23 protein-coding genes and 2 other annotated features are annotated in these 25,709 nt (G+C 37.4%); all 23 genes read right to left on the bottom strand.

Going from position 1 to position 25,709, the window contains the following annotated elements; translation table 11 throughout:
- Positions 1-30: 30 nt before the first annotated feature.
- A complete protein-coding gene (gene fusA, locus MHI02_RS01695) occupies positions 31-2,109 on the bottom strand; it encodes an elongation factor G (protein ID WP_060668149.1) in 2,079 nt (692 codons plus the stop codon).
- Positions 2,110-2,155: 46 nt separating this feature from the next.
- Positions 2,156-2,626: a 30S ribosomal protein S7 gene (gene rpsG, locus MHI02_RS01690; RefSeq protein ID WP_047185907.1), complete on the bottom strand. Its 471-nt coding sequence runs from the start codon at positions 2,624-2,626 to the stop codon at positions 2,156-2,158.
- Positions 2,627-2,665: 39 nt separating this feature from the next.
- Positions 2,666-3,085, bottom strand: a complete 420-nt coding sequence (rpsL, locus tag MHI02_RS01685) for a 30S ribosomal protein S12 (RefSeq protein ID WP_047185908.1) — start codon at positions 3,083-3,085, stop codon at positions 2,666-2,668.
- A gap of 129 nt (positions 3,086-3,214) precedes the next feature.
- Entirely contained in the window at positions 3,215-3,472 is a 258-nt protein-coding gene (locus MHI02_RS01680; protein WP_047185909.1) for a ribosomal L7Ae/L30e/S12e/Gadd45 family protein, read from the bottom strand.
- 138 nt (positions 3,473-3,610) lie between these two features.
- Positions 3,611-7,222: a DNA-directed RNA polymerase subunit beta' gene (gene rpoC / locus MHI02_RS01675; RefSeq protein ID WP_204798446.1), complete on the bottom strand. Its 3,612-nt coding sequence runs from the start codon at positions 7,220-7,222 to the stop codon at positions 3,611-3,613.
- A 91-nt stretch (positions 7,223-7,313) separates the two neighbouring features.
- Complete coding sequence (gene rpoB, locus MHI02_RS01670; protein ID WP_204798447.1) at positions 7,314-10,856, bottom strand: DNA-directed RNA polymerase subunit beta; 3,543 nt, start codon at positions 10,854-10,856, stop codon at positions 7,314-7,316.
- A 445-nt stretch (positions 10,857-11,301) separates the two neighbouring features.
- Positions 11,302-11,907 carry a class I SAM-dependent methyltransferase gene (locus MHI02_RS01665; RefSeq protein WP_341165594.1) on the bottom strand — a complete coding sequence of 202 codons (606 nt, stop codon included), beginning with the start codon at positions 11,905-11,907 and terminating at the stop codon, positions 11,302-11,304.
- 130 nt (positions 11,908-12,037) lie between these two features.
- Complete coding sequence (gene rplL, locus MHI02_RS01660; protein WP_047185913.1) at positions 12,038-12,403, bottom strand: 50S ribosomal protein L7/L12; 366 nt, start codon at positions 12,401-12,403, stop codon at positions 12,038-12,040.
- 51 nt (positions 12,404-12,454) lie between these two features.
- On the bottom strand, positions 12,455-12,955 hold the full coding sequence (gene rplJ / locus MHI02_RS01655) for a 50S ribosomal protein L10 (protein WP_047185914.1): 501 nt from the start codon (positions 12,953-12,955) through the stop codon (positions 12,455-12,457).
- Positions 12,956-13,007: 52 nt separating this feature from the next.
- Positions 13,008-13,157 (bottom strand) — a sequence feature (ribosomal protein L10 leader region).
- Between the two features lie 49 nt (positions 13,158-13,206).
- Entirely contained in the window at positions 13,207-13,899 is a 693-nt protein-coding gene (gene rplA / locus MHI02_RS01650) for a 50S ribosomal protein L1 (protein ID WP_047185915.1), read from the bottom strand.
- A gap of 179 nt (positions 13,900-14,078) precedes the next feature.
- Positions 14,079-14,504: a 50S ribosomal protein L11 gene (rplK, locus tag MHI02_RS01645; RefSeq protein WP_047185916.1), complete on the bottom strand. Its 426-nt coding sequence runs from the start codon at positions 14,502-14,504 to the stop codon at positions 14,079-14,081.
- 238 nt (positions 14,505-14,742) lie between these two features.
- Positions 14,743-15,276 carry a transcription termination/antitermination protein NusG gene (gene nusG, locus MHI02_RS01640; protein ID WP_047185917.1) on the bottom strand — a complete coding sequence of 178 codons (534 nt, stop codon included), beginning with the start codon at positions 15,274-15,276 and terminating at the stop codon, positions 14,743-14,745.
- Positions 15,277-15,431: 155 nt separating this feature from the next.
- Positions 15,432-15,599: a preprotein translocase subunit SecE gene (secE, locus tag MHI02_RS01635; RefSeq protein ID WP_047185918.1), complete on the bottom strand. Its 168-nt coding sequence runs from the start codon at positions 15,597-15,599 to the stop codon at positions 15,432-15,434.
- Positions 15,600-15,645: 46 nt separating this feature from the next.
- Complete coding sequence (gene rpmG, locus MHI02_RS01630) at positions 15,646-15,795, bottom strand: 50S ribosomal protein L33 (RefSeq protein WP_083452522.1); 150 nt, start codon at positions 15,793-15,795, stop codon at positions 15,646-15,648.
- A 92-nt stretch (positions 15,796-15,887) separates the two neighbouring features.
- On the bottom strand, positions 15,888-16,544 hold the full coding sequence (gene sigH, locus MHI02_RS01625) for an RNA polymerase sporulation sigma factor SigH (RefSeq protein WP_047185919.1): 657 nt from the start codon (positions 16,542-16,544) through the stop codon (positions 15,888-15,890).
- Positions 16,545-16,713: 169 nt separating this feature from the next.
- On the bottom strand, positions 16,714-17,229 hold the full coding sequence (locus MHI02_RS01620; protein ID WP_216883860.1) for an NYN domain-containing protein: 516 nt from the start codon (positions 17,227-17,229) through the stop codon (positions 16,714-16,716).
- The gene (gene rlmB / locus MHI02_RS01615; protein ID WP_216883859.1) at positions 17,229-17,975 is read right to left on the bottom strand and encodes a 23S rRNA (guanosine(2251)-2'-O)-methyltransferase RlmB; all 747 of its coding nucleotides are present in this window, start codon (positions 17,973-17,975) and stop codon (positions 17,229-17,231) included. Before rlmB ends, MHI02_RS01620 begins: the two co-directional genes overlap by 1 nt.
- Before the next feature lie 5 nt (positions 17,976-17,980).
- Complete coding sequence (locus MHI02_RS01610) at positions 17,981-18,379, bottom strand: Mini-ribonuclease 3 (RefSeq protein ID WP_047185922.1); 399 nt, start codon at positions 18,377-18,379, stop codon at positions 17,981-17,983.
- Between the two features lie 6 nt (positions 18,380-18,385).
- Positions 18,386-19,786: a cysteine--tRNA ligase gene (gene cysS / locus MHI02_RS01605; protein ID WP_060668157.1), complete on the bottom strand. Its 1,401-nt coding sequence runs from the start codon at positions 19,784-19,786 to the stop codon at positions 18,386-18,388.
- Positions 19,783-20,433 carry a serine O-acetyltransferase gene (cysE, locus tag MHI02_RS01600; RefSeq protein ID WP_047185935.1) on the bottom strand — a complete coding sequence of 217 codons (651 nt, stop codon included), beginning with the start codon at positions 20,431-20,433 and terminating at the stop codon, positions 19,783-19,785. The genes cysS and cysE overlap by 4 nt, the downstream gene beginning before the upstream one ends.
- 141 nt (positions 20,434-20,574) lie before the next feature.
- Positions 20,575-20,787, bottom strand: a binding site (T-box leader).
- Positions 20,788-20,848: 61 nt separating this feature from the next.
- On the bottom strand, positions 20,849-22,318 hold the full coding sequence (gene gltX / locus MHI02_RS01595; RefSeq protein ID WP_047185924.1) for a glutamate--tRNA ligase: 1,470 nt from the start codon (positions 22,316-22,318) through the stop codon (positions 20,849-20,851).
- 268 nt (positions 22,319-22,586) lie between these two features.
- Positions 22,587-23,678 carry a PIN/TRAM domain-containing protein gene (locus MHI02_RS01590; protein ID WP_047185925.1) on the bottom strand — a complete coding sequence of 364 codons (1,092 nt, stop codon included), beginning with the start codon at positions 23,676-23,678 and terminating at the stop codon, positions 22,587-22,589.
- Between the two features lie 538 nt (positions 23,679-24,216).
- Positions 24,217-25,590, bottom strand: coding sequence for a DNA repair protein RadA (gene radA / locus MHI02_RS01585; protein ID WP_060668158.1), 1,374 nt, complete (start codon positions 25,588-25,590; stop codon positions 24,217-24,219).
- Between the last annotated feature and the right edge of the window lie 119 nt (positions 25,591-25,709).

Genomic DNA, 25,709 nt, shown 5'->3' with positions numbered 1-25,709 from the left:
TGTTATACGTTACATCTACAAAAAAATCAATTATTCTCCTGCATTTTTCTTAATAATTTCTTCAGCAATTGATTTTGGAACTTCTTCAAAGTGATCAAAATGCATTGAATATGTTCCGCGTCCTTGTGTATTAGAACGTAGAGCTGTAGCATAACCAAACATTTCAGATAATGGTACAAACGCTTTGATAATTTGTGCATTACCGCGAGCTTCCATACCCTCTACACGTCCACGGCGTGATGTAACATCACCCATAATGTCTCCCATGTATTCTTCTGGAATAGTAATTTCTACTTTTTCAATTGGCTCTAGAATAACAGGGTTACATTTGTTTTTGGCAGCTTTAAGTGCCATAGATGCAGCAACCTTAAACGCCATTTCGTTAGAGTCAACATCATGGTAGCTACCATCATATAGTGTAGCTTTTACGTCAATTAATGGATAACCAGCTAATACCCCATTTTCCATTGCTTCTTCAACACCTTGTTGAACAGCTGGAATGTATTCACGAGGTACAACCCCACCAACAATGTTGTTAACAAATTCAAAGCCAGCGCCTTCTTCATTTGGTTCAAATTTGATCCAAACGTGACCGTATTGTCCACGTCCACCAGACTGACGTACGAATTTACCTTCAACTTCAGCCGCTGCTCGGAATGTTTCACGATATGCAACTTGTGGGGCACCAACATTTGCTTCAACTTTGAATTCACGTTTTAAACGGTCAACAATAATATCTAGATGTAGTTCACCCATACCAGAGATGATTGTTTGACCAGTTTCTGGGTTTGTTTCAGTTCTGAATGTTGGATCTTCTTCAGCAAGTTTACCTAAAGCAATACCCATTTTATCTTGGTCAGCTTTTGTCTTAGGCTCAATAGCTACTGAAATAACTGGTTCTGGGAATTCCATGGATTCCAAGATTACTAAGTTCTTTTCATCACATAATGTATCCCCAGTTGCTGTGTCTTTCAAACCAACTGCTGCAGCGATTTCTCCAGAATAAACTGTTGAAATTTCCTCACGGTGGTTTGCATGCATTTGTAGAATACGTCCAACACGTTCACGTTTATCCTTCACAGAGTTCTTCACATAAGAACCAGAATCTAATGTTCCGGAATATACACGGAAGAATGTAAGTTTACCAACGTACGGGTCAGTCATTACTTTAAATGCAAGTGCAGAAAATGGTTCACTATCATCTGATGGGCGAGTTACTTTTTCTTCAGTTCCTGGAATGATACCTTCGATTGGAGGAATATCCGTTGGAGCTGGAAGATAATCAATAACTCCGTCCAACATCAATTGAACACCTTTATTTTTAAATGCTGATCCACAAAATACTGGATAGAATTCAACATTCAAAGTAGCTTTACGAATAGCGGTTTTTAACTCATCGATACTGATTTCTTCACCTTCAAGATATTTTATCATTAGGTCTTCATCAGATTCTGCTACCGCCTCAATAAGATTAGCTCGTAATTCTTCAGCTTGATCTCTTAATTCTTCAGGAATTTCACGAGATTCATCAGTAGTACCTAAGTCATCTAGGTAATAATGAGCTTCCATGTTGATTAGGTCGATGATTCCCTCGAATTGATCTTCAGCACCGATTGGTAACTGAACTGGGTGTGCGTTAGCACCTAGACGGTCTTTCAAAGTCTTTGTAGAATATAAGAAATCCGCACCAGTTTTATCCATTTTATTAATGAATACTATTCTTGGTACACCGTATGTTGTAGCTTGGCGCCAAACTGTTTCTGTTTGAGGTTCTACACCAGATTGTGCATCAAGTACTGTAACCGCACCATCCAGCACACGTAATGAACGTTCAACTTCAACTGTGAAGTCTACGTGACCAGGTGTGTCGATAATGTTAATGCGGTGACCTTTCCACTGAGCTGTTGTTGCAGCAGAAGTAATCGTAATACCACGTTCTTGCTCCTGCTCCATCCAGTCCATTTGCGAAGCACCTTCATGTGTTTCACCAATTTTATGAATACGTCCTGTATAGAAAAGAATACGTTCGGTAGTTGTTGTTTTACCGGCATCAATGTGTGCCATAATACCGATATTACGCGTCTTTTCCAAGGAGAACTCTCTAGCCATGTATTTCTCTCCTTTCTATTACAAACTAACTAATGTTCGTATACTATTACCAACGGTAGTGAGCAAATGCTTTGTTAGCTTCAGCCATTTTATGCATTTCTTCACGTTTCTTAACAGATGCACCTGTATTATTAGAAGCATCTAGAATTTCATTAGCAAGACGTTCTTCCATAGTTTTTTCTCCACGAAGACGTGAATAGTTTACTAGGTAACGTAATCCTAATGCTTGACGTCTCTCAGGACGCACCTCAACTGGTACTTGGTAGTTTGAACCACCAACACGACGAGCGCGAACTTCAAGTACAGGCATTACATTCTTCATTGCCTGTTCAAACACTTCCATTGGATTTTGTCCACTTCTCTCTTGAACAAGCTCAAATGCTTTATAAAGGATTTTTTGAGCTTTACCACGTTTACCATCAACCATGATTTGGTTAATTAAACGTGTAACTAATTTTGAATTGTATAGCGGATCTGGCAATACATCACGTTTTGGTACTGGACCTTTACGAGGCATATGACATCCTCCTTTCACTTAATGTTGATTTGAAATTAATTATTTTTTCGCTTTTGGCTTTTTAGTTCCGTATTTAGAACGACTTTGCATACGTCCTTCTACACCTGCAGTGTCAAGCGCACCACGAACAATATGGTAACGTACCCCTGGTAAGTCTTTAACACGACCTCCACGGATTAATACAACACTGTGTTCTTGTAGGTTATGGCCAATCCCTGGGATGTACGCAGTTACTTCCATGTTGTTTGATAAACGTACACGTGCATATTTACGTAATGCAGAGTTTGGTTTTTTAGGAGTTAGTGTACCAACACGAGTACAAACACCACGTTTTTGTGGAGAATTTACATCAGTTAATGATTTTTTAAAGCTGTTGTAACCTTTGTTAAGTGCTGGAGAGTCAGAAGCTTTAGATTTACTAACTCGACCTTTGCGTACAAGTTGGTTAATTGTAGGCATTTTTGTTTTCCTCCCTTCCTTGTTTAATACTGTAATATAATTGCAGTAACTAGATAGTTTTTCGGCATTTGTAATCCCACACATCCAGGCGGTTCATTTTATAGTAAAAAAATCCAGAGGCTTGACCTCTTAATTAATTACCTTTACCGCAACTACAGACGCATCAACTTCAATGCCACATACGACACCCAACTTCCTTTTGGAATCGACTGACTTACGTGGTATATCAAGTTCATCCGCTAAACTAGCTACTTTTTGCGTTATATGCTCATCAGCATCATTAGCAATAAACACTTCACTTACTTCGCCATTTTTCATAGCTTTCAGTGTTTGTTTAGTCCCAATTATTAGACGTGATTTGACTTGTGTTACTTTATCATAAGACATCTATCATCGTATCCTCCAAAGCAACAAGAATAATCGGAAGCACCTTGAATATAGTACCATTCTACTTTTTTAATGTCAATATCAAATGTCTATTTTTTTTGGTGCTTCCTAACAATTATTCCTTTTTGGTTAGATTAATTATTGTACTATTTCCGTTTCTATCTCTTCTGAAACTTCTTCTTCAGGTTTATCTAATATTGGTTTAATGCGACGATATTGTTGCATCCCTGTACCCGCTGGAACGAGTTTACCAATAATAACATTTTCTTTAAGTCCAAGTAATTCATCACGTTTACCTTTAATCGCAGCATCTGTAAGAACTCTTGTCGTTTCTTGGAAGGATGCAGCTGATAAGAATGAATCTGTTTCAAGAGATGCTTTCGTAATACCAAGTAATACTGGTCTACCTGTTGCAGGGTTACCGCCGTCAAGTAACACAGATTTGTTCGCTTCTTTAAATTGATGTAACTCAAGTAACGAACCTGGCAATACATCCGTATCTCCCGAATCAACAACTCTAATCTTACGTAACATTTGTCGTACCATTACTTCAACGTGTTTGTCGCCAATTTCTACCCCTTGCATACGATATACACGTTGAACTTCGCGTAGAATATAAGCTTGAACACCTTCTACACCTTTAACACGTAATAAATCTTTCGGATCAATGGAACCCTCTGTCAATTCTTGCCCAGCTTCTACTGCGTCACCTATAGATACCTTAAGTCTAGCATTATAAGGTACCGCATAAGAACGCTGTTCCACATCGCCTTGGATAACAATCTCTTGTTTATCTTTGTTTTCATTTATCTCTAGGACACTACCGTAAATTTCAGTAATAACCGCTTGTCCCTTAGGATTACGTGCCTCGAATAATTCTTGGATACGAGGTAAACCTTGTGTAATATCATTACCTGCTACCCCACCTGTATGGAATGTACGCATTGTTAACTGTGTACCTGGTTCCCCGATAGATTGTGCTGCGATAATACCCACAGCTTCACCCACTTCCACATCAGAACCTGTAGCAAGGTTACGTCCATAACATTTTTGACATACACCGTGTTTAGTATTACATGTAAATGCTGAGCGGATAGTAACCTTTTCAATACCTGCTTCAACAATTTCTTTAGCTTGGTCTTCTGTCATTAACTCATTCTTGTTAACTATTACCTTGCCAGTTTCAGGGTGTTTAACAGTCATAAATGCAGTACGTCCTATTAGTCGGTCAATTAATGGTTCAATAACTTCGGTACCATCAACTAATGCTTCTACCTCTAGTCCGCGATCCGTTCCACAATCTTCCTCGCGAATAATAACGTCCTGTGCAACATCTACCAAACGACGAGTTAGATATCCAGAATCCGCAGTCTTAAGCGCGGTATCAGCAAGCCCTTTACGTGCACCGTGAGTTGAAATAAAGTATTCCAATACCGTTAACCCTTCACGGAAGCTAGATTTAATCGGTAGTTCAATAATCTTACCAGCCGGGTTAGCCATTAGTCCACGCATACCAGCAAGCTGTGTAAAGTTAGACGCGTTACCACGTGCACCCGAATCACTCATCATGAATATTGGGTTTCGGTTACTTAGGGATTCCATAAGTTTAGCTTGGATCGTATCCTTTGTAGTGGTCCAGATAGAGATAACACGGTCATAACGTTCCTCTTCTGTAATAAGACCACGACGGAATTGTTTTAGCACTTTATCTACCTTTTCTTGTGCCTCATCTAAGATTGCTTGTTTTTCAGGTAATACTACAATATCAGCGATACCTACTGTCATCCCAGCTTTTGTAGAATAGCTGAAACCCAAATCTTTCATTCGGTCAAGCATTTTAGATGTTTCTGTAATTTTATATCGTTTAAATACTTCCGCAATAATGTCTCCTAAGAAACCTTTCTTAAATGGTTTAACTAATTCACGATTCTTAATTTCATCTTTAATATTTGTTCCCATACTAACAAAATAATTCTCTGGAGTTTTTTCCTCTAGATTCAATCGTGTTGGTTCGTTTATAAACGGGAACGATGCTGGTAAAATTTCATTGAAAATTAGTTTTCCAACAGTAGTTAGCAATAACTGGCTATTTTGTTCTTCAGTGAAAGTTTGGTTGTTTAAACTTGAAGCCTTAACCGCAACTCTCGTATGAAGGTGAACATAACCATTTTGATAAGCTATCCTTGCTTCATTGATATCTTTAAATACACTACCCTCACCAACTGCATTTTCACGTTCAAGTGTTAAGTAGTAGTTACCTAATACCATATCCTGGGACGGTGTAACAACCGGTTTTCCATCCTTTGGATTAAGAATATTTTGAGCCGCAAGCATAAGAAGTCGTGCCTCAGCCTGTGCTTCAGCTGATAGTGGAACGTGAACAGCCATTTGGTCACCATCAAAGTCCGCATTGTATGCAGTACATACTAGTGGATGCAAACGAATTGCTCGACCCTCAACCAAAGTTGGCTCAAATGCTTGAATACCTAATCTATGCAAAGTCGGTGCGCGGTTTAGTAATACCGGATGTTCTTTAATGACATCTTCAAGCACATCCCATACATCTGGATGAACGCGTTCGATTTTACGCTTAGCTGATTTAATGTTATGAGCTAGACCTCTTTCCACTAACTCTTTCATTATAAATGGTTTGAATAATTCTAATGCCATCTCTTTAGGAAGTCCACATTGATACATTTTAAGGTGAGGACCAACAATAATAACAGAACGTCCAGAATAGTCTACACGTTTACCAAGAAGATTTTGACGGAATCTTCCTTGTTTCCCTTTCAACATATGAGACAGTGATTTAAGTGGTCTATTACCTGGTCCTGTGACAGGACGTCCCCTTCTACCATTATCAATCAAGGCGTCAACAGCTTCTTGTAACATACGTTTTTCGTTTTGCACAATAATGCTTGGCGCACCTAAATCTAATAGTCGTTTCAAACGATTATTACGATTAATAACACGTCGATATAGATCATTTAAATCAGAGGTTGCAAAACGTCCACCATCAAGTTGTACCATCGGACGAATTTCCGGTGGAATGACAGGTAGAACATCTAGTACCATCCAATCAGGTTTATTACCTGAATTACGGAATGCTTCTAATACTTCTAGTCGTTTGATTGCTCTAGTACGACGTTGTCCTTGAGCAGTTTTTAACTCTTCTCTTAGAGTTTCCACTTCTTTTTCTAAATCAATATCTTGCAATAATTTACGAATTGCTTCCGCACCCATTTGTGCCTTGAATGTATTGCCGTATTTTTCATAATATGCTCGATATTCTTTTTCAGAAAGAAGTTGTTTTTTCTCTAACGGTGTACTTCCTTGATCAGTCACAATATAGGCAGCAAAGTAGATTACTTCTTCTAGCGCTCTTGGCGACATATCTAATACTAGACCCATACGGCTAGGAATTCCTTTGAAATACCATATATGAGATACAGGTGCAGCTAATTCAATATGCCCCATACGTTCGCGACGCACTTTAGATTTGGTGACTTCAACTCCACAGCGATCACAAACTACACCCTTATAACGTACACGTTTGTATTTACCGCAATGACATTCCCAGTCTTTTGTTGGGCCAAAAATACGCTCGCAGAAAAGGCCATCTTTCTCCGGTTTTAACGTACGGTAATTTATGGTTTCTGGTTTTTTAACCTCACCATATGACCAAGAGCGGATTTTTTCCGATGAAGCTAAGCCAATTTTCATATACTCAAAATTATTTACATCTAGCAAGGAGCCTTCCTCCCTTTTAATGTGCGTTTTTTCATCCAATTTTCAAATAGAGAATTGATGGTATGATGAACCATCAATTCTCTTATATATTCTATTTTCCTTCTACTTCAACTTCCAAGTTCAGTTTACTAGCAGAGTGGGTATCATCTTCTTCTAAATCACGCATGTCGATTTCGTCTTCATGGCTGTTAAGCATTTTAACATCCATACCAAGACTTTGTAGTTCTTTAATTAAAACTTTAAACGATTCTGGTACACCAGGCTCAGGGACGTTATCGCCTTTAACAATGGATTCATAGGTCTTAACACGGCCTACAATGTCATCCGATTTAACTGTTAGGATTTCCTGTAATGTGTATGCAGCACCATAAGCTTCTAAGGCCCACACTTCCATTTCTCCAAACCGTTGTCCACCGAACTGTGCTTTACCACCAAGTGGTTGTTGCGTTACTAATGAATAAGGTCCAGTTGATCTCGCATGCAGCTTATCATCGACCATGTGAGCCAATTTAATCATATACATTACTCCGACAGAAACACGGTTGTCAAAAGGGACACCTGTTCTACCATCATAAAGTACGGTTTTCGCATCTCTTGACATGCCAGCCTCTTCTAGGGTTTCATATACATCTTCTTCTGTTGCACCATCAAATACTGGTGTAGCAACATGAATGCCTAAAAGTCTAGCTGCCATACCTAAGTGAAGCTCAAACACCTGTCCGATATTCATTCGCGATGGTACACCTAGTGGGTTTAACATGATATCAACAGGCGTTCCATCTGGTAAGAATGGCATATCTTCTTCAGGTAATATTTTGGAGATTACCCCTTTATTACCGTGTCGACCAGCCATCTTATCTCCTTCATGGATTTTACGTTTTTGCACAATATACGCACGCACCAATTGGTTTACTCCAGGTGGTAACTCATCGCCGTCTTCACGGTTAAAGATTTTAACATCTAATACTATACCGCCTGCACCATGTGGAACACGCAAGGATGTATCACGTACTTCACGCGCTTTTTCACCAAAGATAGCATGCAATAATCTTTCTTCTGCAGATAATTCCGTAACTCCCTTAGGCGTTACTTTCCCAACTAGGATATCCCCATCAGTAACTTCAGCACCAACACGGATTATTCCATTCTCATCCAAGTTCTTCAATGCATCTTCACCGACGTTAGGAATATCACGAGTAATTTCTTCAGGTCCCAGTTTTGTATCACGAGATTCGGATTCATATTCTTCAATATGAATAGATGTGTAAACATCGTCCTTTACAAGCCTTTCACTCATGATGATCGCATCTTCATAGTTGTAACCTTCCCATGTCATGAAAGCAACTAGAACGTTTTGACCTAATGCCATTTCTCCGTCTTGCATAGATGGGCCGTCTGCTAAAACTTCACCCTTTGTTACACGATCGCCTTCTTTAACAATTGGGCGCTGGTTAATACATGTTCCTGCATTCGAACGAATAAATTTTTGAAGTTTGTATCGATCTAGATCACCTTGAACTTCTTTCCCGTTCACTTCAGATACACGACGCACAAGCACTTCTTTCGCTTCAACTCGTTCTACAATCCCCTCATGCTTACAAATCAATGCAGCACCTGAGTCTTTACCATTCACATATTCCATTCCCGTACCAACAATTGGTGCTTGTGGTTTGATTAACGGCACTGCTTGTCGTTGCATGTTCGCTCCCATAAGGGCACGGTTTGAGTCATCATTCTCTAAGAAAGGAATACACGCCGTTGCAGCAGATACAACCTGCTTAGGGGAGACATCCATATAGTCTATTTTCTCTCGATCAACAACAATGTTTTCCCCTCTAAATCTTGCAATTACTTCATCGTTTTCGAATATATTCTCCTCATTTAAAGGAGCGTTTGCTTGAGCGACAATGTAATTATCCTCTTCGTCAGCAGTTAAATAATCAATTTTATTCGTAACTTTACCAGTATCTGGGTCAACTCGACGATACGGAGTTTCAATAAATCCGTAATCATTCACTTTTGCAAAGGATGATAAAGAGTTAATTAGACCGATGTTTGGTCCTTCAGGTGTTTCGATAGGACACATACGACCATAGTGTGAATAGTGAACATCTCGCACTTCCATACCAGCACGCTCACGAGTCAAACCACCAGGTCCTAATGCAGATAGACGACGCTTGTGCGTAAGCTCTGCCAATGGATTCGTTTGGTCCATAAACTGAGATAACTGGGAACTACCAAAGAACTCCTTAATAGAAGCAATTACTGGTCTAATATTAATTAGCTGTTGCGGCGTTACACTTGACGTATCTTGTATGGACATTCTCTCACGGACTACACGTTCCATACGAGAAAGTCCAATACGGAATTGGTTTTGTAATAACTCACCAACGGATCGCAACCTACGATTACCTAGGTGATCAATATCATCTGTATCCCCAACTTCATGAAGGAGATTAAAGAAATAACTAATTGAGGCTAAGATGTCAGCTGTTGTAATATGCTTCGTATCTTTGTCAACATTACCATTTCCGATTACATTAAGTACTCTTTCTCCACTTGGGTCTGTTGGGTCAATGATTTTCACCGTTTGCAAAGTGATTTCATCATCTAGAACCCCATCATGTGGTTGAAACGTGTTTTCGCCAAGCATATTTTCAGTACGTTCTAAATATGGAATTAACTTATTCAATAATTTACGTTCTAATCGGTCGCCTTTTTCAGCTAAAACTTCACCAGTTTCCGGATCAACTATTGTTTCAGCTAAAACTTGGTTAAATAAGCGATTTTTTATATTAAGCTTTTTATTCATTTTATAACGACCTACATGTGCAAGATCGTAACGTTTCGGATCGAAAAATCTAGAAACTAGTAGACTTTTAGCGTTTTCCACTGTTGGTGGCTCACCAGGACGTAATCGCTCATAAATCTCGAGCAAGGCCTTTTCAGAAGTCTCTGTATTATCTTTTTCTAATGTATTTTTAAGGTAATCATTTTCACCAAGTAAATCTATGATTTCCTGATCGGTACCGAATCCAAGTGCACGTAAAAGTACAGTTATTGGCAATTTTCTTGTACGGTCAATTCGTACATGGGCTACATCCTTAGCATCCGTTTCAAATTCAAGCCATGCGCCTCGATTCGGGATAACTGTTGCTCCAATACCGCGCTTACCATTTTTATCGATCTTATCATTAAAATAAACGCTTGGAGAACGTACAAGCTGAGATACAATGACACGTTCAGCACCATTTATAATAAATGTTCCTGTATCAGTCATTAATGGGAAGTCTCCCATAAACACTTCTTGTTCTTTTACTTCACCGGTCTCGTTATTAATTAAACGAACCTTCACACGAAGGGGAGCATTATACGTAACATCTCTAGACTTTGACTCATCCACATCATACTTCGGCTCACCTAAACTATAATCTACGAATTCAAGTGATAAATTTCCTGCGAAATCCTCAATAGGAGAAATATCCTTGAACATCTCTCTTAATCCTTCTTCTAAAAACCAATCATATGAAGAAGTTTGAATCTCAATTAAATTTGGTAGCTCTAATACCTCATTAATACGTGCATAGCTCCTACGTTTTCGGTGCCGTCCATATTGAACTAGTTGACCTGCCAACTGCTTCACCCCTTAAATAATACGTTTTGTAGAAGTTAATTCTACTATTTTACAAAGGCATGTATATATATAAAACACAGCCAATCAAAAATTGGATATGTTTTGACACAAGATTCACACCTCATAACAATGAGGTTTATAGAAATGCTTTATAAAACAGAAATATGTAGCCACCTATCTATTAGAGCGTATGATCTATAGGATGAAAACTATAACCCCTCTAAAGTTGTAACCTTTTTCGCAAATAATAGTTTACAGATAGATTGATTAAACGTTATAATAAGAAAAAGTAAAAGTAATATTTTCTTTAAAAACCCCGTTTACCTTCCATTATAACAGTTTTTCCTATCATCCATTAATTATACATATTTATTTTATAAAGATCCCTTGACATAAAAATCCCATTATTAGCATCTTCCAATGTTAACACAAGAGGCCTGTTTGGTCAAACATTTATTGCCTTAAAAATATAATAACCTTTATCCCTGGCCATGATATCTACCTCGCCAAATAGCGTTTCAAGTTTCTTTTTCGCCGATGGGGCTCCTTGCTTCTTTTGAATTACCACCCACAACTCGCCATTCGGAAGTAAAACATCTTTTGAATCTCCAAACATATCGTGAACAAGCTTTTTTCCAGCTCTAATTGGAGGATTAGTTATAATAGAGGCGAACTTTCGATCCTTAACATTTGTTGTACTATGACTTTGGATAATTTCAGTGTTATCCTCCACATGATTTTCCATAGCATTTCTTTTTGCTAATTCCAGTGCTCTATTATTAACATCGACCATAATAACATTACGTTTTTGGAAGCTTTTAGCTAAGGAAATACCTATTGGGCCATAGCCGCATCCTAGATCTAAAAAATCACCATCAATTGAAGGTTCGTTAAAGGTTTCAATTAGTAATCTAGAACCGAAATCTACTTCATTTTTCGAAAAGACACCTATGTCGCTAGTAAAAGTAAATTCCTTTTCTCTTAAATTATATTTCCAAGTCTTTGGTGAACTTTTTGATTGAGGTTGTTGTGAAAAGTAATGCTCTGACATTCGGCACCTACTTTACTAATATAATAGCGTAAGTCCAGTTCTTATTTGGACTGAAAAACAGAAGAATTTATTATAGTTGAAAAGAGCTCGGTCGAATATCGACGAGCTCTATTATTTTTATATACTTTAATTATTTAACTTCTACAGATGCTCCAGCTTCTTCAAGTTTAGCTTTAACTTCTTCAGCTTCATCTTTAGAAACGGCTTCTTTAACAGCTTTAGGAGCGTTATCTACTAGATCTTTAGCGTCTTTCAAACCAAGACCAGTGATTTCGCGTACAGCTTTAACAACTTTGATCTTAGATGCTCCAGCACTTTCAAGTACAACATCAAATTCAGTTTTTTCTGCAGCAGCGTCTCCACCTGCAGCTGCGCCTGCAACAGCAACTGGTGCTGCAGCTGTAACTCCAAATTCCTCTTCGATTGCTTTAACTAAGTCGTTCAATTCTAAAACAGTCATTTCTTTGATCGCGCTAATCATTTCTTCTTTAGTCATGATATATTGCCTCCTAATTTATAATTTAATATATTTATTATTTTCCAGTTATTAAGCACCTTGTTCTTCTTTTTGTTCTGCAACAGCTTTAGCCGCATAAGCAAAGTTGCGAATCGGTGCTTGTAGTACGCTAAGCAACATAGAAACCATACCTTCGTAGTTTGGTAGGTCTGCAAGTTCGTTGATTTGATCAAGAGTAGCAATTTTACCTTCGATGATGCCACCTTTAATCTCTAAAGCTTCATGTTCTTTGCCGAATTCCTTTAAAATTCTAGCAGGAGCAACCGCATCATCATTACTGAATGCTAGAGCAGTTGGTCCAACTAAAGTTTCGTTTAGTTCACTTAGTTCAGCTGCATCTGCCGCACGACGAGTCATAGTATTTTTATATACTTTGAATTCAACTCCTGCTTCACGTAATGTTTTACGTAATTCAGTAAGCTCACTAACGTCAAGTCCACGATAATCCACAACTACTGTAGTTTGGCTATTACGGAATTTATCAGTAATTTCCTCTACTAGTTGTTTTTTTTGTTCGATAATACCAGACATTGTTCCACCTCCCAATTATTCTCATATACCGTAGCTATAGTTAATCTAGAGCGATCATATCGAAAAAGCCCTCATGTAGACATGAGGGCTTTTTATTACAAACGTAAATTATCCATTCCAGAAAATTTGTTTATAAAAACCTCGGTAGGATCATTAAGCTTTATATAGCCCCTACTGTCTACGGTATAACATATTATTTTATAACAACGGAAATTATTATAACAAACCCATAAAAGGATGTCAATAACTAATTAACGAAAATCAGAAACATCTACTCTGATTCCAGGTCCCATTGTAGATGAGATAGAAACATTCTTCAAGTATGTTCCTTTTGCAGATTGTGGTTTAACTTTAACAATCTGTTCTACTAATGCTTTGAAGTTATCAGCTAGTTTTTCATTATCAAATGAAATTTTACCGATTGGAACATGAATATTTGATGATTTATCTACACGATATTCGACTTTACCAGCTTTAATTTCATTAACTGCTTTTTCTACATCAAAAGTAACTGTTCCAGTTTTAGGGTTTGGCATTAAACCTTTAGGTCCTAATACACGTCCTAATTTACCAACTTCTGCCATCATATCTGGAGTAGCAACGATAACATCAAACTCGAACCAACCTTGGTTGATTTTGTTAATGTATTCAGCATCTCCAACATAATCAGCGCCTGCAGCTTCAGCTTCTTTTACTTTATCGCCTTTAGCGAACACTAGTACGCGTTGTGTTTTACCAGTACCATGTGGTAAAACCATAGCACCACGGATTTGCTGGTCTGCTTTCTTAGGGTCTACCCCTAAACGAAACGCTACTTCAACTGTTTCATCAAATTTAGCTTTAGCAGCATCTTTTGCTAGTTGAACAGCTTCTGTAATTTCATAAGATTTACTACGATCAATAAGCTTTGTAGCTTCTTGATACTTTTTACCTCTTTTAGCCATTATATTTCCTCCTCTATTGTGGTTATAACGGTAATACCTCCCACTTATAAAAGCGTGATAACTTTTATAAATCGTGTGATCGTTTTATCACACTCACGAAAAAGGTTGCGATTTATGGCAATACTCGCAACCCTATACCGTATTAAGAAATCATTCTAGCAGTTTAGCGACCTGCTAGATTAGTCTTCAATAACAATTCCCATACTTCTTGCAGTACCTTCAACCATACGCATCGCTGATTCTACATCAGCTGCATTAAGGTCAGGCATTTTTGTTTCTGCAATTTCTTTTACTTTATCGCGTTTAAGCGTAGCAACTTTATTACTATTTGGTTCACCTGACGCTTTATCAATTCCAGCTGCTTTTTTAAGTAATACAGCTGCAGGTGGAGTTTTAGTGATAAATGTAAATGAACGGTCTTCAAATACTGTAATTTCTACAGGAATGATTAGACCTGCTTGTTCTTGTGTACGCGCATTAAACTCTTTACAGAATCCCATAATGTTAACACCCGCTTGACCTAATGCTGGTCCAACTGGTGGCGCTGGATTAGCTTTACCTGCTGGGATTTGCAATTTAACTACTTTAATTACTTTTTTAGCCACGAGACACACCTCCTTAAAGTCCGTGATGTGGTAATAGGGGTAATATGTCCCCTCCCACTCATATTAAACACTCATACTCAGAGTGTGAATTAACATAGGAATTTTATCATGAATAATAAAATAATGCAAGGTTTTGTCTAAACAATATATAAGGTTGTTCAAACAGTCCGGTGAAAATGACTCTTCGCATTTCTTCGTTGGCTTGCTTTTCATCCTCTTTTTTGAACACACATTATAGCTATAACTTTTCTACTTGAGAGAAGTCAAGTTCTACAGGAGTTTCCCTACCAAACATATTCACATGGACTTTGATCTTTTGCTTATCAACGTCAATGTTTTCAATGGTTCCTGTGAAGTCAGTAAATGGTCCTTCTTTCACACGGACATTTTCTTGCAATTCGAAGTCAACTTCAACACGGGTTTCGTCAACACCCAACTGTTTTAATAGAGTGTCTACTTCATCCGGTAAAAGAGGTGTTGGCTTCGATCCATGTCCACTTGATCCAACAAACCCAGTTACTCCTGGGGTATTACGTACAACATACCATGAGTCATCTGTCATGATCATTTCTGTCAAAACATACCCAGGGAAAAACTTCTTTTTCACTACTTTTTTCTTACCATTTTTAATTTCAGTTTCTTCCTCTTCGGGTACAATGACACGAAAGATTTTTTCTTCCATGCCCATTGTTTCAACACGTTTTTCTAAATTCATTTTTACTTTATTTTCATATCCTGAATACGTATGAACTACATACCATTGTTTCTCCATTAAACTAGGGCGATTTAGCCCTTCCCTCCCTTAGATACTTTTAGAATTTTATGCAATTTAAAAAACCCGTTTTTTTGCGGGTTTTTGCGTCATCATTATTTATTATTAATTATTAACATTATAACATAATTATAACACAATTATTCAAAAGGTTACTAAAGGAGATTTAATCCTAAAGATATTAACTGATCTATAACCATAAAGAATATGGACATTAACACTACAGTAGTAACGACTATAATTGTATAGTTGATTAATTCTTTCCCTTTAGGCCAACTAACCTTCTTCATTTCTCTCGAAACATTTTTTAAGAATTTAAACAAAGTTGTACCCCCCTACTCTACCAAATGCATTCACTAAAGAACCCATTTATTTCGTCTCGCGATGCAATGTGTGTTTTCCACATATCTTGCAAAATTTGCGTACTTCTAAACGAGTAGATTTTGTTGATACATTTTTATTAGTTGAATAGTTTCTACTTGAACATATTGCACACGCTAGAGTAACCTTTTTGTTCATATTTTCACCTTTATACTGAAGTTTCTCTTCTTTTAAATGTAGCACGGCATACTACATGATGTCAATAAATCAACATATTACACATACATTAATTATAGCTTAATCTCAATTTCATTAGATTCTAATAGCTGTTCTAACTTTTTCTTCACCCGCTGAAGCGCATTGTCAATTGACTTCACATGCCTTTTTAAATCTATAGAAATCTCTTGATAGGTTCTACCATCAAGGTATAATTGAAGTACTTTCTTCTCTAACTCGCTAAGTAGTTCAGATAACTTCAATTCCATATCTCCCATTTTTTCTCTATTAACCAATAATTCTTGCGGATCACTTGCTTTTGAACCCTCAATAATATCCATTAAAGTACGCTCTGACTCTTCATCATAAATAGGCTTGTCCAAAGAAACGTAAGAATTTAGCGGTATATGTTTTTGCCTTGTAGCAGTTTTAATCGCAGTAATAATTTGACGAGTAATACAAAGCTCTGCAAACGCTTTAAAAGAGGTTAGCTTGTCCTCATTGTAGTCACGAATGGCTTTATATAAACCAATCATCCCTTCCTGTACAATGTCCTCTTTATCCGCTCCAATAAGAAAATATGTCCGTGCTTTTGCTCGTACAAAGTTTCTGTATTTTTGTATTAAATAGTCAAGAGCATGACTATTCCCCTGATGAATTAGAGCTAAAATTCCTTCATCATCAAGCAAGTGTATGCTTTTATTTTCTTCTTCTAATCGCTCGATATTCAAGAAAAAAGCCCTCCCAATCCCACACAGTGCACTTTAAAGAACATTATACAGTCCGTTTAAACAAGCGTCAATACTCGTTCCGGGTGATTTTTAAAATATATAGAAAAAACGAAAATGACTAAAAATTATTCGACCCTTTTCGTATTCTGTCGACAATATTCCGCAATACCTACTCGGAAAACTCCCCTCTTCTCATTTTTTCGAACTTGTTTAAGATAGATTCATCCAACTCGATTTTCGTTTGAGGTTTGATTTGTTTATGACTTTCAACATTTTCTTTAATTTGCCGTTCAACATCTTTTAGTTCAATATATAATTCGCGCGCTGACTTTCTTAATGCACCTTGCGCAAAAATGGTACGTTGTTCTGTATAGTCTGAGGTTGCCACATATACTTGAGTTTTAACGTTCTTTAGTTTTTTCACTAATTTTTCAATACATTCGTCGGCTGTTTCCTTTTCTTTGGTGTAAATTATTTCAACGTTGAATTCCTGTAACTTACTTTCAATACCTCTAACATAGTAAGCGTCAAATACAACGATGACTCGATATCCCGAATATGACTGATACTCGGCCATCAACTCAATCAAGCGATCCCGTGCTTGACCTATGTCTTTATCCTTTAATTGCTTTAATCCGTCCCATGCCCCAATAATATTATACCCATCTACTACAACGATAACCATTAGTGCTCTCCCATTGGATGCCGTCTTCGATATACTTCATATAGTAATAGACCACAGGCTACAGAGGCATTTAATGAGGAGACCTTTCCTCCCATTGGAAGACTCACGGTCCAGTCACATTTCTTTTTAACTAATCTACTAATCCCTTTTCCTTCGTTGCCTATAACAACCGCAATTGGTAAAGTGCCATCTAACTTTCGGTAATCTTCTGTTGCTTCTGCTTCTGTACCGACAACCCAAACATTCTCTTCTTTTAATTCATCAATTGTATTTGCGATATTTGTCACTCTTACCACGGGAATATGTTCCATTGCACCAGCTGCTGTTTTTGCCACAGTTGCTGTTAGCCCAACAGAACGTCGCTTCGGAATGATAACACCATGAGCCCCAGTGGCATCTGCTGTTCTTAATATAGATCCCAAGTTATGGGGATCTTCTAATTCATCCAATATGATAAAAAAAGGTTCCTCTCCTTTGTTTTTAGCATTTTGAAACAAATCATCTAATGTAGCATATTCGTATGGCGCCACATAAGCTATCACTCCTTGGTGATTACCGGAATTAATTTGATCAAGTTTCGTCTTCGGTACTTTTTGAATAATTGTACCTGCTTCTTTTGCTAATTGTTTTAGCTTCCCTTGTACATTTTGATTTAAATGTTCTGATATCATGACTTTATTAACAGATCTTCCCGTTTTCAAGGCTTCCATAACGGGGTTTTTTCCCATAATAATTTCTTGATCCATTTTCCTTATTCACTCCTTCCTTCGATAACTTGCACAGCCCTTTTGAGTAACTCTTCTAAACGCTCCCCGTTTTTAGCTAAGTAATGATAACCAATTAGAGCTTCAAATGCTGTACTATATCGATACGTTTGGATACTGATATTTTTTGGCGTGGAGCCGGATTTTGCATTTCTCCCTCTTGCAACAATCCGCTCCTCTTCCTCTGATAAAATGCCTTGCTCTAACCATTCTAGAATAACTTCTGCTTGTGCCCTTCCCGAAACAAATGAAACAGCACTTTGATGCAATTCATTAGGCTTTATTTGACCTTTATTTAGAAGATACTCTCTAATATATACCTCATATACGGCATCTCCCATATAAGCAAGACTTAAACTTTTCATTTGTTTCACATCTAAATTCATGACTACTTATCCTCTTTTCCACCGTACTCCTTGTGGTGTATCTTCTAATATAATACCTTTACTTTTAAGCATATCCCGTATTTCATCAGCACGACCAAAATCACGATCTTTCCTAGCCTGATTACGTTCTTCTATTAAATTTTCGATATCTTCGTCTAACAGTTGTTGCTCTTGTTGAATATTAATACCTAAAACATTTAAGAGAGTAACAATTGTATCCTGGAACTTTCTTATAACATCTGTTGACGTTTGCTCTAGTTGCAGATAAACATTGGCTTCTTTTGCTAAGTCGAATAAGACTGAGATAGCATTTGCAGTATTAAAGTCATCGTCCATCTCATGCTCGAATTTTTCTCTTAACTCATTAATTCTGCCAATCCATTCCGTATGATGGTCAACTAAGTCCATACTTGTTTCTTTTCGATGTTCTAAATTTTGATAAGCTGTTTTGATTCGATCAAAACTATTATGTGCACTTTGTAATAATTCTTCCGTAAAGTTTATCGGATTTCGGTAATGAACGCTTAACATAAAGAAGCGAAGAACTTGAGGATCATACTTAGCTATTAAATCTCTTGCCAACACAAAATTCCCCAGTGATTTAGACATCTTCTCATTGTTAATATTGATATAACCATTATGGATCCAATAGTTTGCAAAGGTTTTTCCCGTATTTGCCTCTGATTGAGCAATTTCATTTTCGTGATGTGGAAAGGTCAAATCTTGCCCACCAGCATGAATGTCTATCGTATCCCCTAAATATTTCTTTACCATTGCGGAACATTCAATATGCCAACCTGGCCTTCCTTTTCCCCAAGGCGAATCCCATGAGATCTCCCCTTCTTTCGCACTCTTCCATAAAGCAAAGTCTAATGGATCATCTTTCTTTTCCCCAATCTGAATTCTAGCACCTGAACGGAGTTCATCAATGGATTGGTGAGAAAGCTTCCCATAACCTTCAAAGGCACGTGGTTTAAAATAGACATCTCCTCCGGCTTCATAAGCATATCCTTTTTCAATCAGTACTGCTATGAAGTCAATAATATCATCCATTGATTCTGTTACTCTCGGATTGTGGGTTGCCTTTTTTACCCCTAATGCATTTACATCTTCTAAATATGCATTAATAAACCTTTCAGAAATGGCAGGAACCTCTTCACCTAATTCATTGGCTGCCTTAATAATCTTGTCATCTACGTCCGTAAAGTTTAGAACATAATCCACTTTGAAATTCCGATATTCAAAATATCTACGCACCGTATCAAAGACAATCGCCGGCCTAGCATTTCCTATATGAATATAGTTGTATACTGTTGGTCCACAAACATACATGCTAACTTTACCTTCAACAAGTGGTTTAAACTCCTCTTTTTCATGTGTTAATGTATTATAAATTTTGATTGTCATACTGTTTTGTTCCCTTCTTTCAATTTGGCTATTTCCTCACGTAAGGATTCCACTTCCTGTTTCAATTCTTTAATCGTATTTGCAACAGGGTCAGGCATATTTTGATGATCTAGGTCTCTTCTCACTCTAACTCCATTTTGAACAACCACTCTCCCCGGCACCCCAACGACTGTACAATTTTCCGGAACATCTCTTACAACTACCGCTCCTCCGCCTACCTTAGAGTTTTCCCCTATTGTAATGGAGCCAAGCACTTTTGCCCCTGTAGAAATTAGTGCATTATCTTTTATAGTCGGATGACGCTTTCCCTTCTCATTTCCGGTTCCCCCTAGTGTAACCCCTTGAAATATAGTTACGTTATCACCAATTTCGCAAGTTTCACCAATAACGACTCCCATTCCATGATCGATAAAAAAACGTCTACCTATTTGGGCTCCCGGGTGGATTTCAATTCCTGTAAAAAATCTACTTAGTTGCGATATTACCCTTGCAATAAAGAATAACTTACGTTTATAAAAGGCATGTGCAATGCGATGCGCCCAAATCGCATGTATACCTGAATAAGTTAGAAATACTTCTAAATATGTTCTAGCGGCTGGATCCTGTTCAAAGACAACATCCATATCCTCTTTCATACGCTTAAATATCCCCATTTTACTTTTCTCCACCCCTATCTATTTCTATTAGAAAACTTGACATTTCCTATTAGGTTAGACAAATACCTTAGTTGCACTTAGAATGTTTTATCTTATCTCTCTACTAAAAAAGACGTCTTTGTGTAATAAATACACAGAGACGCCTTTTTGCGCGGTTCCACTCTGTTTGGAGGTTCTCTCCCAACTTGTGCTCCATTAACGGTAGAGTGCCGCTGTCATGTACTACTATTTCCATAACAGACTCCAAGGGGCACTTCAAAAATGTCACTTAAAACCGCTCTCAGCCTAGGCGATTCTCTCTGGATAAGTCAGCCACTTTCTACTTTCCCTTTTCAACGTTCCTTATATAGTTTCAATTCCGCTTTTATATTTCTAATATATTACATCTCTTTACTTTTGTGAATGGTTACGCTCCTAGTTGTTTCAAAACTTTGTCTAGGCGCGATACAATAAGTTCTTTTCCTAATAATTCAATGGCCATTGGTAATTCTGGGCCGTGCATTTGTCCAGTTGTTGCAATACGGATTGGCATAAATAGTTTTTTCCCACGATGACCGGTTTCCTTTTGCGTTGCCTTTATTTGTGCTTTGATGGAATCCTTAGTGAAATCATCTAAGTGAATGATTTTATCTGTAAACACTTGTAAAACTTCCGGAACTTGTTCTTCTTCTAAAACCTTCCTAGATGCTTCATCTAATGTTATTTCTTCTTTGAAAAACAACTCCGTCAATTCTACTATTTCTTGTCCATAACGTAATTGTTCACGATATAATTCAATAACATTCTCGGCCCACTGTCTTGTTTCAGCATCCATATCCTCAGGAAGCCTTCCAGCTTCGATTAAATATGGCATTGTTAACTCAATAACATCTTCCGTATCTCTTGCTTTAATATATTCATTATTCATCCATTTTAATTTTTGTTGATCAAAGATAGCAGCTGAAGTAGATAAACGTTCCGGATCAAAGATTTTAATTAGTGTTTCCTTATCAAAAATTTCTTCTTCACCAACCGGGGACCAACCAAGTAATGAAATGAAGTTAAATAATGCCTCCGGTAAATAACCTAAATTCTTATATTGCTCGATAAATTGAACAATATGGCTATCCCTTTTACTTAGTTTTTTACGATCTTCATTTAGAATCAATGTCATGTGCCCAAATTTAGGAGGTTCCCAACCAAATGTTTCATAAATCATCATTTGTTTAGGTGTATTTGAAATATGTTCTTCTCCTCTTAATACATGAGAAATTCCCATTAAGTGATCATCAATCGCTACTGCAAAATTATAAGTTGGAATACCATTTTTCTTTACAATAACCCAATCGCCAAAGTCACTAGATTCAAAAGTAATATCCCCGCGAACTATATCATTAAACGTATAAGTTTTATCATCCGGAACACGAAAACGAATACTTGGTTTGCGCCCTTCCGCTTCAAAAGCTAAACATTGATCTTCCGTTAAATTACGATGCGCACCAGAATACTTAGGAACTTGTCCATTGGCTTTTTGTTCTTCACGTTCGGCTTCAAGTTCCTCTTCCGTCATATAACATTTATATGCCAAACCTTTTTCTAACAACTCATCAACGTATTTTTGGTAAATATCAAGGCGCTCTGTTTGCCGATATGGTCCATATTCTCCGCCAATATCAGCACCTTCATCCCATTCAATTCCTAGCCATTTTAGGAATTTAAACTGACTTTCTTCTCCACCTTCTACATTTCGTTTATCATCTGTATCTTCTGTACGAATAATAAACTTTCCATCAAAATGTCTTGCATATAAATAGTTAAAAAGCGCTGTTCTAGCATTACCAATATGTAAATGCCCAGTTGGACTTGGAGCATACCTTACACGAACATCGTTTGTCATTTTTGCTTTCTCCTTTCAAGTTAAAGTAAAATTATATATTTAAAGAAGACTTCCATCAGTAGGGTTTTCCTTCATCCCCACTGATAATTAGTCGCACTTATCGGACCTTTACGGGCAGTTGGTCTCACACCTACCTTCTTTGTTTCCCTAGAAACGGTGAGAGTTTTATTGCCCGTTTAGGCAGGATAAATAATTATGTATACCAAAAAGGAAAGTGATAACGAATACTGTTATCACTTCTACTCTCTCCTTATAAGTTATACCGCTTTTATAATGCTTTTTCAAGTAATTTTGGTTTTGCAAAAATCATTCTACCTGCAGAGGTTTGTAAAACACTCGTAATTAATACCTCAATTGTCTTCCCTATATAATCCTTACCTTCTTCTACAACTATCATTGTTCCATCATCGAGATAAGCTACACCTTGGTTTTGTTCTTTACCATCTTTTATTACCTGTACCACAAGCTCTTCTCCTGGTAAAACAACTGGTTTCACTGCATTTGCCAAATCATTAATATTAAGAACACGAACACCTTGTAAATCACAAACCTTATTTAAATTGAAATCATTTGTAACAATAATTCCGTCAATCACTTTTGCAAGTTTAATTAGTTTACTATCTACCTCATGAATTTCTTCAAAATCACCTTCGTAAATTTCCACTTTAACTGGTAATTCCTTTTGAATTCTATTTAACACATCTAATCCCCTACGACCACGATTTCGTTTCAATGCATCTGAGGAATCAGCTATATGTTGAAGTTCACCTAGTACAAATTGCGGAATAACAATGGTTCCTTCTAAAAAATTGGTTTGACAAATGTCCGCAATTCTACCATCGATAATAACGCTTGTATCTAGTATTTTTACTTTTGGCTCGCTTATTTCCGTTTCGTCAGAGTCCGACATTCTACGTTTTTCCTTTTTTGATGTTCTTAACAGATTGATAAATTCGTCCCTTCGTTTAAAACCAACCTGAAACCCGAAATAACCAAGTAAAATCATAATGAAGAGTGGTAGTACTTGAGATATAACATCTATATTTATATCTTGCAAGGGTATGTTAATAAAGTAAGCAATAACTAACCCAAGGATTAAACCAATACTACCAAAGAATAAATCAACAGCTGGAATTTTAATAAGAGATTCTTCAATCCATTTTAAGAAATTAACAATAAATCCGGCCACCCAATAGGAAATGAGAAAGAATATAATTGCGCCTACGACCATACCAAGATATGGGGATGTCAACCAACTTATATCAGTTAATTTTAATAAATGAATAATAGCTGGAATGTATAAGAATCCAATTGTTCCACCAAGTATTACAAAAAATAGATTAACAATAATCTTTAACAACCCATTCACCTCCTAATTCTATTATTACCGTTCATACAATAAATAATCCTAGTAATTATTAAAAAAACTCGAATTCGCCTATCCTTTTGAGAAATAATTCAAATGAATTACTCTACAGAACATACTTCCTGCATAAGTGCGTGTTCAAAAAGGACCGAGTCGGCTAAGAACGCAACGTCCTGGGATTCTGATTACTCGTCCCGCCGTAAAGATTTGTTGCAACGCTGCTCCTACATAGGGTATGCCGATGTTAGCCGCAAAGGCTGCCTTTAGTCGGCCTTTCTCTAATGCACGTCCTGTGCGTCGGAATTTCGAGGCGGTGAAGCTCCCGGTACCGGAATGTATGCAGTTCATACATAAGGGACGGATAAACGAGCATTTTCAAGAAATTCGAAGTGTCATTTTTACCGGACTTTTTGAACAACATCTATTATATATAAAAGAAAAATAATACCAATTAAATCATAGCATAGCTATGATGAACATTCCATTTGGATAAATGCTAAGAAACATCCTTTTTTTGTACAGCGATACAATACTATCGTTCTATCCCTAAATCCAATGCCTCTTGAACTGATTGAACTCCAATTACTTGGATGTCCCTAGGTGGTGTCCACCCATCTAAATTATTTTTAGGACAAATAACTCGTTTAAAACCGAGTTTGGCAGCCTCTTGCACTCGCTGTTCAATTCGAGAGACCCTTCTAATTTCTCCGGTTAGTCCAACCTCACCTATAAAAATATCATCTGGTCTAGTAGGATTATCCCGAAAGCTAGATGCAATACTGACAGCAATCGCTAAATCAATTGCTGGCTCATCTAATTTCACTCCACCAGCAACTTTTATATATGCATCCTGGTTTTGTAGCATTAATCCAACACGTTTTTCCAAAACCGCCATTAATAACGATACACGATTATGATCTACACCGGTTGCCATTCTCCTTGGGTTTCCAAAACTAGATGGAGATATTAACGCTTGGATTTCCACTAAAACCGGTCGTGTCCCCTCCATGGACGCAACAACCGTGGATCCAGATGTGCCATGAGAACGTTCCTCTAAAAATATTTCTGAAGGATTCATAACCTCTCTAAGTCCCTCTTCCTTCATTTCGAAAATCCCCATTTCATTGGTCGAACCAAAGCGATTCTTTACCCCACGTAAAATACGATAGGTATGATGCCTTTCACCTTCAAAATAAAGAACCGTATCTACCATATGTTCTAGCATTCTCGGTCCTGCAATTGCTCCCTCTTTTGTAACATGACCTACAATAAAGATAGGAATGTTATTTATCTTTGCCAAGCGCATTAATTCTCCTGTACATTCTCGCACTTGGGAGACACTTCCTGGGGCACTAGTTACCTCTTCTTTAAATATCGTCTGAATGGAGTCAATCACTACAAAAGAAGGCTTAATTTGTTCCACATGTCTTGAAATATCAAATAAATTTGTTTCGGAGAGCACATATAGTTCTTCTGATTTAATCCCTAAACGATCCGCTCTTAATTTCGTTTGACGGGTTGATTCTTCTCCTGAAATATAAAGCACAGGTAAATGCTTATCTGCTAATTGTGCTGAAATCTGCAATAATAGTGTAGATTTACCAATTCCGGGGTCACCACCAATTAATACAAGGGATCCCATTACAATCCCTCCACCGAGAACACGATTAAACTCTTTCATAGTCGTCGTAATTCTTGGCTCTTCTTGGGATTCAATAGATGTAATCCGTTCAGGTTGGGCTACCGCACTTCTGGCTACATTAAATATATGTCTCCCTTTACCTGATGATGCTTCCATTTCCTCCACTAAAGTGTTCCAATTATGGCATCCTGGGCATTTTCCCATCCACTTTGCAGACTCATATCCACATTCCTGACACACAAACTTTGTCTTACGCTTCGCCAAGCTTCTCGTTCCCTTCTCCCTTTTAATTGTAACTTACTTTTTTAATGTATAGGTTACATCCTCCTTTCAATTAAAAGCAAATGAACCACAACTTTGCCACAATTTTTTAGTACAAAAAT

The sequence above is a fragment of the Oceanobacillus sp. FSL K6-0118 genome, assembly GCF_038006665.1.
Lineage (GTDB): Bacteria > Bacillota > Bacilli > Bacillales > Amphibacillaceae > Oceanobacillus > Oceanobacillus caeni.
Note: the sequence above shows the minus strand (reverse complement) of the source record. Positions and strands in the feature narration are given on the sequence as shown.